Annotated in this window: 6 protein-coding genes; 4 read left to right on the top strand and 2 right to left on the bottom strand. The window is 71.2% G+C overall.

Going from position 1 to position 14,208, the window contains the following annotated elements; all coding sequences use genetic code 11:
* Window positions 1-66: 66 nt before the first annotated feature.
* Window positions 67-459: a thioredoxin gene (gene trxA, locus AC3ET3_RS25010; RefSeq protein WP_435612929.1), complete on the top strand. Its 393-nt coding sequence runs from the start codon at window positions 67-69 to the stop codon at window positions 457-459.
* 219 nt (window positions 460-678) lie between these two features.
* On the opposite strand, the gene AC3ET3_RS25005 is transcribed toward trxA, so the two are convergent.
* Window positions 679-1,728 (bottom strand): LacI family DNA-binding transcriptional regulator, encoded by a 1,050-nt coding sequence (locus AC3ET3_RS25005; RefSeq protein WP_432136703.1) that lies wholly within the window; start codon window positions 1,726-1,728, stop codon window positions 679-681.
* Window positions 1,729-1,948: 220 nt separating this feature from the next.
* Window positions 1,949-2,635, bottom strand: coding sequence for a TetR/AcrR family transcriptional regulator (locus AC3ET3_RS25000; RefSeq protein ID WP_435612928.1), 687 nt, complete (start codon window positions 2,633-2,635; stop codon window positions 1,949-1,951).
* A gap of 99 nt (window positions 2,636-2,734) precedes the next feature.
* Here AC3ET3_RS25000 and AC3ET3_RS24995 point away from each other — a divergent pair, with 99 nt between their 5' ends.
* The 3 genes from AC3ET3_RS24995 (at window position 2,735) to AC3ET3_RS24985 (ending at window position 14,046) form a co-directional block, all read left to right on the top strand.
* Window positions 2,735-3,298, top strand: coding sequence for an NAD(P)H-dependent oxidoreductase (locus tag AC3ET3_RS24995; RefSeq protein WP_432155321.1), 564 nt, complete (start codon window positions 2,735-2,737; stop codon window positions 3,296-3,298).
* A gap of 248 nt (window positions 3,299-3,546) precedes the next feature.
* Window positions 3,547-5,238 (top strand): protein kinase domain-containing protein, encoded by a 1,692-nt coding sequence (locus tag AC3ET3_RS24990; protein WP_435612948.1) that lies wholly within the window; start codon window positions 3,547-3,549, stop codon window positions 5,236-5,238.
* A 660-nt stretch (window positions 5,239-5,898) separates the two neighbouring features.
* Window positions 5,899-14,046 (top strand): SpvB/TcaC N-terminal domain-containing protein, encoded by an 8,148-nt coding sequence (locus AC3ET3_RS24985; protein WP_435612927.1) that lies wholly within the window; start codon window positions 5,899-5,901, stop codon window positions 14,044-14,046.
* The last annotated feature ends 162 nt before the right edge of the window (window positions 14,047-14,208 follow it).

Below are 14,208 nucleotides of genomic sequence, written 5' to 3'. Positions count from 1 at the left end.
TTGTGCCGGCGGCTACACCCCCTGCCGGGACCACCGGCAGGAAGCACCGGAAGAGGGTTTTACGTCATGACCAGCACCGTGGAGCTGACCAAGGAGAACTTCGACCAGACGGTCACGGAGAACGAGTTCGTCCTGATCGACTTCTGGGCGTCCTGGTGCGGGCCGTGCCGGACGTTCGCCCCGGTCTACGAGAAGGCCGCCGAGCAGAACCCCGACCTGGTGTTCGGGAAGGTGGACACCGAGGCGCAGCCGGAACTGGCGGCGGCCTTCGGGATCCAGTCGATTCCCACGCTGATGATCGTGCGTGACCAGGTCGCCGTCTTCGCCCAGCCGGGCGCGCTGCCCGAGACCGCGCTCACCGATGTGATCGGGCAGGCCCGGCGGCTCGACATGGACGAGGTCCGCAAGCAGATCGCCGAGCAGCAGAGCGCCTCTCAGCAGTCCGGCAACGAGGCCTGAGAGCGGCACGCCCATCCGTCGGCGGTCGGCGGTCGGCGGTCGGCGGTCGGCGGTCGGCGGTCGGCGGTCGGCGGTCGGCGGTCGGCGGTCGGCGGTCGGCGGTCGGCGGTCGGCGGTCGGCGGTCGGCGGTCGGCGGTCGGCGGTACATGATCGCTCAGGAGGGTCCGGGGGCACGGAAACGGACCGCCGGGTCCGTGCCGGTGGCGTCTCGGGAGCCGTCAACTGGAGTCGCGGTGCACGACCGTGGCGCCGAGCGGTTCGCGGGGGTCGAGCGGGGTCCCCGGGGCGCGCACCGCGCGGTCGACCAGTTCCGCCAGTTCGCGGCCGGACGGCAGTTCTATGTGCACGGTACTCAGTCTGGGCCGGACCAGCCTGCCGAGCAGGAGGTCGTCGGCGCCGATGACCGCGGTGTCCTCGGGGACGCGCAGCCCCGCGTCCAGCAGGGCGCTCATCAGCAGCATGGCGTACTCGTCGTTGAACGCGAACACGGCGTCGAGGTCCAGGGCGCGCCAGCGGGCGGCTAGTCCGGCGGCGGACTCCTCGGTCAGGGCGAGGTCGAGCCGGGTGAGGGTGGCGTCGGTGTCCCGCAGGGCGGCGCGGGCGCCGTCGAGGCGAGGCTTGGAGAACATGTTCATGCCGCGTTCGCGGGGTACGACGACGCCGATGCGGCGGCGGCCGCGCGCGTGCAGGTGGCGGGCGGCGGCTCGGCCGATGCCGTCGTGGTCGAGCACGATGCCGTGGGCTCCGGGGACGCGGTCGGGCCCCATGGTGACGACGGCCCGGGCGCCGGAGCGCTTGAGCACGGCCACTCCCTGGGGGCCGATGCCGGGACCGGGCACGAGGACGGCGACAGGCCTGAGTTCGGCCCAGGCGCGGGCGGCCTCGTCACCGCGTAACCCGGACGCGCCGTACTGGACGACGGTGTAATCGAGGCCGCTGAGGGCCTGCTGCAAGTCGTGCACGAACTGGCTGTAGAGCGGTCCGGCGGGCACCGGCGGGGCGGGCATCAGCACCAGACGGCTGTGTCCGGCGCGCAGGCTGCGGGCGGCGGCGTGGGGGACGTAGCCCAGTTCGCGGGCGGCGGCGCGGACCCGGCGGCGGGTGGGTTCGCTGATCCGTACGGCGCCGGAGTCGTTCAGGACGTAGGAGACGGTCGCGCGCGACACTCCGGCGAGGCGTGCCACGTCGGCGCTCGTGGGTACGGAGCGCGGCGCCGGCGGCGACGGCGGCGCGGGCGTGTTGGGTATCTGCACCATGACGTACGGCATCTTGGCAGAACCGGGAGCCCGGTTTCCGGTCCGGGATCACGGGAGCCGGCGGGACGGCGACCGGTGGGCACGACCTCGTAGGCGGTCGCCGGCGAATCCGTAGGCGTTCGCGGACGAACAGCATGCGGCCGGGGCCCGGCGGCCGAGGCGGAAGACCCCCGGAACGGTCCGGCGTCCGCTCAGGTCCAGCGCCCACTCAGATCCGGCGTCCCCGGCCCCCTCAGGTGTCCGTGTCCCGCGGGGTCGCCGTCAAGCGCTCCACCAGGTCGGTCCAGGCGGCTTCCAGGCGTTCCAGCGGCATGCCGCACTGGCGGGTGAGGTGGTACACCAGGGCGGGGTCGAGGTGGCCGAGCAGGGTCAGGGCGAGGAGGTCGCTGTCGGCGCCGGGCACGGCCTGTCGGACCAGCAGCGTGACATGGGCGCCGAGGGCGCGCAGCGCCGGGTGGGAGAAGCGGCGGGCCGCCTCGGGCTGGGCCGCCAGGTGCAGGTCGAGCTGTTCGTGGACGTGCCGCAACTGGGCCAGGCCGAACGCCTTCAGGCGCTCCGCCGGCGGCGCCCCGGGGCCCAGTGGGGGCGGGCCGCTGATGAAGGCGGCCTGCATCTGGCGGGCGGAGTGGTCGAGCAGCGCCGCCAGCAGTCCGGTGCGGTCGCCGAAGCGCCGGAAGACGGTGCCCTTGCCCACCTGGGCGGCGGTGGCGACGGCCTCCATGGTGAGGTTCGCCGCCCCGTGCTCCCTGACCAGCCGGGCCGCGGCGTCCAGCAACCGGGCCCGGTTGCGGGCGGCGTCGGCGCGCAGGCACGGCTCCTCCTCGCGGGTGCCGAGCTGGAGGATCTCGGTCCCGCCGAGTGGTTCGTGGGGTTGCGCGAAGGACGGCGGCACGGCGGACATGAACCCAGCGTAAAGCATCGGGAATGAAACTGGACCACGGTCCGTTTAGGGTGCTAGAAATTAAGCGGACCTCGGTCCGGATTGTTTCGGTACTGTTTCCTCCCTGGGAGTTGCGTCATGTCTGTCCGTATCCTCGCGCTCGTCGGCAGCCTCCGCGCCGGGTCGCACAACCGCCAGCTCGCCGAGGCGGCCGTCAAGCTCGCCCCCGAGGGCGCCGAGGTCGTGCTGTACGAGGGCCTCGCGGAGATCCCCTTCTACAACGAGGACGTCGACGTGGAGGGCGGTGTCCCCGCCGCCGCGGCCAAGCTGCGTGAGGCCGCTCAGGCCGCCGACGCCTTCCTGTTCTTCTCGCCCGAGTACAACGGCACCATCCCGGCCGTACTGAAGAACGCCATCGACTGGCTGTCCCGGCCGTACGGCGCCGGCGCCTTCGGCGGCAAGCCGGTCGCCGTGGTGGGCACCGCGTTCGGCCAGTACGGCGGCGTGTGGGCGCAGGACGAGACCCGCAAGTCGGTGGGCATCGCCGGGGGCCGGGTGATCGAGGACATCAAGCTGTCCATCCCGGGCTCCGTCACCCGTTTCGCCGCGACCCACCCGGCTGACGACGCGGAGGTCGCCGCGCAGCTGACCGAGGTCGTGACCCGACTGCAGGACCACGCCGCCGAGCCCACCGCCGCCTGACCGCCTCGACGGCCACGCACAGGAGCCGCCTCAGGAGTCGCGGCCACCTGGGCGGTACTTCCGCGGCGCCTCGACGAGGGGGCCGGAGCAGCACGCTCCGGCCCCCTTCCGGCGGTCACCGGCCGGGAATCGCCCGCCGGAGCCCACCGAAGTGCTGGAAAGCCTGAACGCAGGCCCCGTCCGGTACTAGCCTCGTGATCCCCTTTCCGGGCGAACTGGCGTACGGCGACAATGACTTCGGGAGTTCCGTGTCCGACCAGCGGCCAACACCACCGGGTCCCGCGGCGCACGAGGCCGCCGCGCTCCGGCAGACCGGCGCGTCTCCCCTGCGGCCCGGCGATCCGGCCCGGGTCGGCCCCCACGTACCTCTGGCCCTGCTCGGCAGCGGCGGCATGGGGCGGGTCTATCTGGCGCGGGCCGCTGACGACCGGCCGGGGCTGTCCGCGGTGAAGGTGATCCGGCCGGAGTACGCCGAGGACGTCCGGTTCCGGCGGCGCTTCGCCCAGGAGGCGGCGGTGCACTCCCGGGTCGGCCCGCCGCACGCTCCCCGGCTGTGCGGCACCGGCTTCGACGACGACCTGCTGTGGACGGCGACCGAGTACCTGCCCGGCCTCGACCTGGCGACCGCGGTCCGCGGCGACGGCCCGCTGCCGGCCCCCGCCGTGTGGGAGCTGGTGGCGCGGCTGGGGCGGGCGCTCGCCGCGCTGGCCGGCGCGGGCATCGTGCACCGGGACCTGAAGCCGTCCAACGTGCTGCTGTCCCTGCCGGGCGCCCAGGTGATCGACTTCGGGATCGCCAAGGCCGCCGACGCGAGCGCGATCACCGGCACGGGCAACCGGGTGGGCACCCCCGCCTACATGTCACCCGAGTACCTGCGCACCGGTCACTGCGACGCCGCCTCCGACGTGTTCTCGCTGGCGGGCACCCTGGTGTTCGCGGCGGCCGGCCGGGCCCCGTTCGGCGACGGCACCGGCGTCGACGTGATGCACCGGGTGGCCTTCGAACCGCCCGACCCGCGGACGATCGCCGTGATCGCGGCCGCCGACCCTGAGCTGGGCCGGCTGCTGTCCGCCTGCCTCGCCAAGGACCCCACCGCCCGACCGGCCCCGCTCGACCTGGTCGCCACCGCCGAACTCCGCACCCCGGTGGCCGGCTGGCCCGAACCGCTGCACAGCCGGCTGCTGGCGCGGCAGCGGGCGTACGAGACGCTGCGCCGCCTTCCGGTGGCGCGGGCGGCGGCGCTGCGGCCGCCGGAACGGCGGGCCGGAGCTGCGGCCCCGCCCCGCCTCCCCGCGCAGCAGGCGGCACCCGTGCGCTCGGCGGGCCGGGGCCGGACGCGGCTGCTCGGGGTCGCCGCCGGTGTCGCTCTGGCCGCCGCCACCGCCGGGCTGGTCGCCCACAGCGAGCGGCACGGTCCCGCGACCGCCGAGGCGCCCGAGAAGGTCGCGCCGCCGTCCGGTGTGACCGACGCGGTACCGGAGAAGGCCGAAGCGCCGCCGGAGCCCGGCACCCCCGCGCGGGCCTCCGCCGCGGGCCGGGCGAGCGGCCGGGCGGAGACCGGTGCGGAGGCCGCCGAGAGCCCGGGTCCCGCCACGCTCCGCGCCGCGCCGCCCGCGACCGCGCCGACGCCGCCCGCGAGAACCACGCCCGCGCCCGCCGCGAGCACCCCGGGGGCCGAGTCCGCCGAATCCTCCGCCGACTCTCCCTGCACGCACTACCCCGGGAGCGGGCGCACCCGCCGCGGCGACAGCGGCAGAAAAGTCTCGCAGGTGCAGTGCCTGCTCGGCGAACGCGGCTACGGTCACGGAGGGCCCGACCCGGACGGCACGTTCGGCGCCGGTACGGAGACCGCCGTGCGGGCCTTCCAGGGCGACCGGGGCCTCCCGGCAGACGGGGTCGTGGACCACGCCACCTGGGTCGCCCTCCGCGGCGCCGAGTGAGCGCGGGGCCACCCGGGGGTGCCTCCATGTCTTTCGTCAAGCGAGCCACTGAGCCATGCGGAGCGCTTTCTTGGTGGGTGTTTGTGGTTGGGTGGGGCGTGCGCGGGCGTCGGGAAACAGGTGGGGGTATTGCGCCGGTGGTGGATGTCCGCTGCCCGTGCGCTGCCCCATTCGGGTGGTATCGGTGTTCTGTTAAGGACAGTTGACGGCGTGTTGCCTACCGTGAGTGGTGCGGGTGAAGCATCACGGGTCGAGTGGGTGTCCCGCGTGGCGGACGTCGGCGCCAGGTGCGAGCCCTTCCGGGAGGGTCTCGCCTGCTTCCCACTGACTGCATCACCGAAGCCCGAGGGCGCCTCCGCTGTGTGCGTGTCGACCGGCCTGGGCTGGCACTGACCCCGCGAGTCGTCGGTCCGGCTGTTGTGCGCCGGTACCGCCTTTGCTCAACGGACCTGGTCTCCCCCCACCGACCCCATCACGCACAAGGGGTGGCGAAAGATGCTCGTACTTCCCTCATGCGGCCGCAGGCCCCGGCTCCGCAACCGGCGCCTGATCAGGACCACATTGGCGCTGGTCGTCTCACTGCTGTTGATCCCGCCCTTTCTTGCTGCTCCGGCGAGCCGTTCGCTGCCGGCCGTAACCAAGGGCGGGGCGGATGAGGCGGTGACGGTTCCCGAGCATCCGGCGGTCGCCTCTTTCGGCGCCGATGAGATGCAGAAAATCGCGGCCGCCGATCCGGGCGTCGGCATCGGCCTCATCGCCCCTCCCGAGGCCGACAACCAGGGGGAGAACAGGCTTTCGTACCCAATCGAGGTGCCGCCGGGCCGGCAGGGTCTGCAGCCTGCGCTGAGCGTCGGCTACAACTCTGGCGGCGGTGACGGCTGGATGGGCGTGGGGTGGGACCTGGCCGCCCCGGCGATCACGGTGGAGACCCGGTGGGGTGTCCCGCGCTACGACGCAAGCCGGGAGACGGAGACGTACCTGCTCGACGGGGAGCAGTTGACGCCTCTGGCGCACCGCGGTCCGCCGCAACCGCGGACGTCGGAGAGAGACAAGGTCTTCCATGCCCGCACCGAGGGGTCCTTCGCCCGGATCGTCCGCCACGGGAACAGCGGCCCCGCGAGCTATTGGTGGGAGGTCACGGACAAGTCCGGGACGCACTGGTTGTACGGTGCGCCGACAGGCAGCCAGGGCCCGCACGCGGATGCCACCCTCACCGACGGCTCCGGCAACGTCTTCGAGTGGGCGCTGAAGGAGGTCCGCGACGCGCACGGGAACGTGATGCGCTACAACTACGCCCGCGTCGAGGACCCCGGCGTCGAGGGGGGCAGCGAGCCGGGCAGCAACCTGTACCTGCAGAAGATCACCTATACCGACAGTGGCGGCAGCGACGGCCGCTACTCGGTCACCTTCACCCGGGACCGGCAGCTGGGGGAGCCGTTGCGGGCCGACAGGGCCATCGACGCGCGGGGCGGTTTCAAACGCGTCACCGCCGACCGGCTGCGCCGTGTCGACGTGCGGCTCGACGACGAGCTGATCCGCCGGTACGAGTTCACGTACACCACCGGCGCGTTCGACAAGACGCTGCTGCGCTCGATCGACCAGTACGACGCCGAACTCGCCCTGGTCGGCCGGCACCGCCTGGACTACTACGACGACATCCGTGACGCGCAGGGCGACTACCGGGCGTTCAGGCAGGTGCCGTGGACATCGCCGTCGGACAACCTGCGCCAGGGCGGCCTCGATCGGCCTCCGGACCACGTCGGCCGGGTCAGCGCCCTCGGTGCCAGTACCAGCGACGGCGGTGGCGGCCACCTGTACGTCGGTATCGGCGCCGAGCCCACCAAGTCCGGTTCCGTCGGCGAGAAGCTGGGCTTCGGCTACGCCCAGGACAACGGTCTGCTGGCGCTGGTGGACGTCGACGCCGACGGGCTGCCGGACAAGGTGTTCCGGGACGGGAACACGGTCAAGTACCGCAAGAACCTGTCCGGTCCCGGCGGCCGGGCGGCCTTCGCCGACGAGGCCAGGAAGCTGGACCTGCCGGGCTTCATGCGGCAGCACACGGCGTCGTTCACCGTCGGTGTCGAAGGCTACCCGGGCGCGGTCGCCGCGCAGCTCGATGACGTCAACACGTTCACCGTGACCGACCGGTACTTCAGTGACGTCAACGGCGACCAGATTCCCGATCTGGTCGACGGATCGAGCGTGCTGTTCGGCCGGATCGGCACGGACGGGACACCCGTGTACGGCGTGCGCAGCGAGGACACCCCCGTCCCGGTCGGCGACGGGGCCGTGGACACGAGCGGATTCCCCGACTTCGCCGAGCAGCGGGAGCGGCTGACGCACTCCAACGCGCTGCTGGACACCGTCCGCCGCTGGGTGGCCCCGTTCTCCGGCACGATCAGCATCGACGGTGCGGTCCGGCTCGCCCCCGAGACCGCCGACGCCCGCGCCCGCTCACAGGACGCCGACGGAGTACGTGTCGCGATCCAGCACGAGGACACCGAACTGTGGGCCGACCGCATCGAAGCCCGGGACGACGGCGAGCACACCCCCACGGGAGTCGGCCGGATCACCGTCACCCGCGGGGACCGCCTGTACTTCCGGGTCCAGTCCGTCTCCGACGGCGCGCTGGACGAGGTCACCTGGGACCCGGTCGTCAGCTATCTCGACGTGCCCGACCGCAATGACGTCAACGGACTGCCGGTCCACCGCTACCAGGCATCCCACGACTTCGTCCTGGGCGGGCGCGCCTCGAAGGTGAAGGCCCCCTTCACCGGGGTCCTGCGTCTGAGCGGCGACGTCACCAAGAGCGGCGCCACCAGCGACGACGTCACCGTCGTGATCACGCGTGACGGCAGCCCGGTGCTGGAGCGCACCCTGACCGGGACGGCCGCGGGCACGGCGCCCGTCGATCTCGACATCAACGTCGAGAAGGGACAGACCCTCCAGTGGCGGATCGCCACCGACTCCCCCGTCGACCTCGGCCGGATCTCCTGGAAGCCGCGCGCCGTCTACACCAGCGCCCAGGGCGTCGACCGGCTCACCGACGAAGACGGCGACCCGCTGGTCACCATCGATCCGCCGTATGCCGCGGACATGTATCCCGAGGACGGGCTCACCGCGCCTCAGGGTTTCCATCACGTCGCCGCCGACGGGCCGGTGACCGTGTCCCCCGATCTCACCTTGCTCCCCGGCGCGCCGGACGCGCGGATCGCGTTCACGGTCAAACGCCGCGGGGAGCTGATCGCCAAGCGGTTCTTCACGGTGCGCGGCGGGGAACTCCAGGAGCCGGTGCCGGAGCCGTTCAGCGTGCAGGCACGGGCGGGAGACGACCTCTTCTTCGACTTCAGCACACCCAGCACACAGTTGTCCTACAAGCTGGCCCGCCCGTCGGTGACGGTCACCACCGGCAGCGGGGAGGACGCCGTCACGGTTCCCGTTGTCAGCGCCTTGCACAGCGCGCTGGAGGAGGGCGCGTTCCCCCAGCGGTACCGGGGTTGGGCGGCGGTCGGCTACAACGGCAACGAGAACCGTGCGGGCAGGCCGATCGAACAGGGCGACCTGGTCATCGACGACTCCTATCGTGACCAGCTCCCCCGGTCCGTCGACCCGCAGGCGGAGAAGGACGCCTTCCAGGCGGACCCGCGCGTCGATCCGCCGAAGGTCATCCCCTTCGCCCCCGACCCGCGGCACCGGCGGTGGGGCAGCGGCGAGGACTCGTGGGTCTCGCCCGGTGGCGCGAGCAGTTCCCGCCTGGGCGCGGGCTCGGTCAGCGTGCCCGACCCCAGCCGGTGGACCGCGGGGACGGCGGTGCCCCGGCTCGCCTACAGCAACCAGCTGTCGCTGACCGGTTCCGTCGGCGGGGGCGGTTCCCTCGGCGGGAGCGTCGCCACCGGCGGCAGTGCCGGTCTGATCGACTTCCAGGACATGAACGGCGATCAGTTCCCCGACGTCGTCTCGCCCTTCGGCATCCAGTTCTCCGACCCCGGCGGAGGCCTGGGCAGCACGCGAGGGTCCCTGCCCGAGCCCGCGGCACGCACCAACTGGAACGTCACCGGCAACGTCAGCGCCGGCAGCGCCGCGCGTACCCTGAGCACGGGCCGCGGCGATGCCGCGCCGACCGGCCGCCGGACTGCCAACACCGCCGAGTCCGGCAACGAGCTGCCCCCGCTGGGTGTGGGCGGCGACCTCGGCGGCAGCACCTCCGACGCCAGCTACGATCTGCTCGACGTCAACGGCGACGGCCTGCCCGACCAGGTTTACCGCGACGGCAACGTCGCCCTCAACCTCGGCTACCGGTTCGGCGCCAGGGAACTGTGGCGCAACCCGGCCGCTCTCAACGCCGGCGAGGGCACCAGCTGGGGCGCCAACATCGGCTTTCAGACGGACTTCTACGGCTTCGCCGGCGGCGCCTCCTACGCGCAGAACAGCGCCTCGGCCGCCGCCACCCTCCAGGACGTCACCGGCGACGGCCTGCCCGACCGCCTCTTCGCAGGCGATGACGACGCGCCCCTGAAGGTCGCGGTCAACACCGGCAACGGATTCCAGGCTCCGGTACCGTTCCACGGCAGTCTGCCGCGGATCAACCGCGACCAGAACGCCCAGCTCGGCGGCGGCGCCTACGCCACCATCCCCATCTGCCCCCTGCCGGGGCTGTGCGTCATCATCAACCCGGGCGCGAACGCCTCCACCGGCGTCGGCCGCACCCGGCAGATGCTCGCCGACATCGACGGCGACGGCAACGTCGACCAGCTGGAGTCCACCAGCGACGACCAGCTCACCGCCCGTCTGAACACCACCGGCCGCACCAACCTGCTGCACAGCGTCCACCGCCCGCTGGGCGGACGCCTCGACTTCGGCTACACCCGGGACGGCAACACCTACCGCCAGCCGCACTCGCGCTGGAACCTGTCCCGCGTGGCCGTCGACGACGGACACCCCGGCGACGGCCAGGACGTGCAACTGACCACCTACATCTACCACGACGGCGTCTTCGACCGCCTGGAGCGCGAGTTCGACGGATACGGGCGCATCGTCGAGCAGCACCCCAACCCCGGCGACCACGACGCGGTCTACCGCAGCGTCATCCGCGAATACCGCACCGACGGCCACTACACCCGAGGCCTGCCGGTACGCGAACGCACCGTCGACGCCGACGACCGCCCCTACCTGGAAACCCAATACACCTACGAACTACGCGACATCGACGCACCCGGCACCGACGCCGACCCCGCCGACACCACCGCGACGATCTTCCCGCAGCCGGTACGCACCGACAACCGCTTCCACGAAGGCCGCCTCACCCCGGCCAAGGCCACCTACACCACCACGAAGTATGACGAACTGGGCAACCCCATCCGGATGTTCGACGCCGGCGACATCGGCTCCGCCGACGACGTCGACACCCGCATGCGCTACTCGGCGGACGACCCCGCCTGCCGGGCGACGCATATCACCGGCATCCCGACAGCGATCGACGTCCGCGGCGACGACACGCTGATGCGCCGGCGGTCGGCGACGGTGGACTGTGCCAACGGCGACATCACCCAGATCCGGGCCGAACTCACCGAAGGGGCCGACGCGGTCACCGACCTCGCCTACTTCCCCGACGGCAACCTGCGCACCGTCACCGCCCCGCCCAACCACCACGGCCAGCGCTACCGGCTCGACTACACCTACGACCCGGACGTCCACACCCACATCGCCACCGTCACCGACAGCTTCGGCCTGCGCTCCGAGGCCACCACCGACCTGAAGTTCGGCCTGCCCGACACCGTCACCGACGCCAACGGCCAGACCACCCGCACCACCTACGACGCCGCCGGCCGCCCCGCCACCGTCACCGGCCCCTACGAAACCGGCACCGGCCACGTCACCATCGCCTTCGACTACCACCCCGACGCGCCCGTTCCCTACGCCGCAACCCACAACATCGACCGCCAGGCCGACGACACCGTCCGCGACGACACCATCGACACCATCACCTTCACCGACGGCCTGGGCCGCCCCGTCCAGACCAAGAAGGACATCGCCCTGCACACCGGCCCGGACACGCCCCCGGCCGACGCGATGACCGTCTCGGGCCACGTCGACTACGACTTCCTCGGCCGCCCCACCCACCAGTACCACCCGGTCACCGAACCCAAGTCCCCGGCCAACACCACCTTCAACGACACCCGCGACACCGTCACCCCCACCACCTTCACCTACGACGTCCTCGACCGGGTCACCCGCACCGACCTGCCGGACACCACCCACACCGAAACCGCCTACGCCTTCGGCCCCGACCGCGCCGGCCACACCCAATTCCAGACCACCGCCACCGACGCCAACGGCCACCCACGCCGGGCCTACACCGACGTCCGCCAACGCACTACCGCAGTCGAGGACTTCAACCCCACCGGCGGCCAGCCGGTCATCTGGACCAGCTACACCCACGACCCCCTCGGCCAGCTCACCACCGTCACCGACGACCACGGCAACACCACCACCGCCGCCTACGACCGCCTCGGCCGCCGCACCACCCTGGACAACCCCGACACCGGCCCCACCACCACCGCATACGACCTCGCCGGCAACCCCGTCCGCACGGTCACCGCCAACCTCGCCGCCGCCGGACAGGCGATCGACTACGACTACGACCACAACCGCCTGACCGACATCCGCTACCCGCGCTTCCACGCCAACGACGTCCACTACACCTACGGCCCGCCCGGCGCCCCCCACAACGCAGCCGGCCGCGTCACCGCCCAGACCGACGGCGCCGGCACCCTCCCCCGCGCCTACGGGCCCCTCGGCGAGGTCACCGAGGAAACCCGCACCGTCACCACCCAGGCCCACAAGACCCGCGCCTTCACCACCCGCTACCGCTACGACACCTGGAACCGGCTGCTCGCCCTCACCTACCCCGACGGCGAAACCGTCGCGTACGACTACGACAGCGGCGGCCACACCGACCGGGCCACCGGCACCAAAGCCGAGCACACCTACCGCTACCTGACCCGCCTGGACTACGACAAGTTCGAGCAGCCCGTCCTGCTCGACACCGGCAACGGCACCCGCACCACCTACGCCTACCACCCGGCCAACCGGCGCCTGACCCACCTCACCGCCCGCCTCGCCCAGGGCTACCAGTTCCAGAACCTCACCTACCGCTACGACCCGACCGGCAACATCACTTCCCTCCGCAACGACACCACCCCGCCCACCGACCCCGACGTCGGCACCCAGGTGGGCGGCCCCAGCATCGAGACCTACCAGTACGACGACCTCGACCGCCTCACCCACGCCGAAGGCTCCTACCAGCCCCGCACCCCGCACACCGACACCTACCGGCTCGACCTGCGCTACGACACCACAGGCAACATCACCAGCAAAGCCCAGGACCACCGACTCCTGCTCTACGGCACCACCACCACAGACAAGAAACTCACCTACCACCACCCCTATACCTACGACAAAACCCACCCCCACGCCCCCGCCACCATCGGCGACCAGACCTTCATCTACGACGCCAACGGCAACCAGACCAGCCGTGACCAGCAACCCGGCCCCCGCCGGCAACTCATCTGGGACGAGAACAACCGCCTCGCCTGCACCCACGAAAACGTCCCAAGCCACACGCTGCCGCAGACCCCCCAGTCATGCGACAACGCCGGCGGCACCCCCAACGCAGCCCGCTACCACTACGACGACCAGGGCAACCGCGTCATCAAGGACGCGGCCCAGTTCCACATCTACCCCAACCAGTACTACGCCACCGACGGCAACCAGTCCGTCAAGAACATCTACATCGGCGACAATCGGCTCCTCACCAAGACGGTAGAACCTGAACACCGCGTCGAGGACCGGCAGTACTACACCCACGCCGACCGCCTCGGCTCCACCGGATTCGTCACCGACAGCCGCGGCCGCCTGGCCGAACACCTCCAGTACCTCCCCGGCGGCGAAACCTGGGTCAGCGAACACCCCGCCCAGCCGATCCCCTACCAGTACACCGGCAAGGAACTCGACCCCGAAACCGGCCTCTACTACTACGGCGCCCGCTACTACGACCCGAGAACCCAGGTCTGGCAAAACCCCGACCCCGCTATCGCCACATACCCCGACGGCACCCCCGACAACGGTGTCTACGAACCGTCCAACCTGTCCCTCTACTCCTACGCCGGCAACAACCCCGTCCTGCTCACCGACCCCAACGGCCTCAACGGCAGCAAGAAAAGGCCACGGTTCGAGGGACCGCCGGTTGGAGAGCCCTTGGGAGAGACGACCGCGGAACCGGCCACAAAGCGTCGGGGAATCACCTCTGCGTCCGAGACTGCTGCCGCCTCAGCCCCTGCTGCTGCGGCGGAGATGCCTGCTCCTTCGGTCGCACCCCCAGGACAGGTGCAATACCGCACCACGGCAGGAAGTCGCCTTGCATACATTTTTCGACTTAAGAATGATCCGGAGCGTAAACACACTGAGAGGAACGTTGCCGTCTTCCGATTCTGGGTCGGTTCCGGGCCAGGCCGCAGTGTGAAATTCGTGGCCGCGTTCAGCGACCCGGAAACTCGTGTGCATGCCGAAAAAATGGCATGGAACCAGGCGCGGCAGCAGTATCCTGACGTAAGGGCCGAGGACGTCTTCGAAATTTACTCCGAATTCGAACCGTGCACCTACGCAGGGTGTCAATCCTGGCTCAAGAGTACGTTTCCACAGGCGTCGGTCTCCTACAGCGTTAAATTCGTAGGCGTTGACTGGGCCACTTACATGAACAATCATTCTCGTATGCTCAGCTCTCCCCTGCAAGGCAACCAGCGCAGGTGAGCCTCGATCCGCTCTGCAATTCCCCCGGGATCATCGAGGTGCGTGGGGCACGAAGGTGACGTCGGGGTCTGTACGGTCTCAGTTCCGCCGACCGCCCGGCCCAGGGCATCGAGCACCGGATGACGGTGCAAGCCATGCGGTCCACGGCCCAGCGCATCCAGG

Source organism: Streptomyces sp. bgisy159, from assembly GCF_057707805.1.
The sequence above is the reverse complement of the archived record's forward strand: the minus strand, read 5'-3'. Positions and strand labels throughout refer to the sequence as shown.

Excerpts from the sequence above, each read along its gene's own strand:
- AC3ET3_RS25000 (WP_435612928.1), bottom strand. The coding sequence starts at position 2,635 with ATGCTTTACGCTGGGTTCATGTCCGCCGTGCCGCCGTCCTTCGCGCAA.
- AC3ET3_RS25005 (WP_432136703.1), bottom strand. The coding sequence starts at position 1,728 with ATGCCGTACGTCATGGTGCAGATACCCAACACGCCCGCGCCGCCGTCG.
- AC3ET3_RS24995 (WP_432155321.1), top strand. The coding sequence starts at position 2,735 with ATGTCTGTCCGTATCCTCGCGCTCGTCGGCAGCCTCCGCGCCGGGTCG.
- trxA (WP_435612929.1), top strand. The coding sequence starts at position 67 with ATGACCAGCACCGTGGAGCTGACCAAGGAGAACTTCGACCAGACGGTC.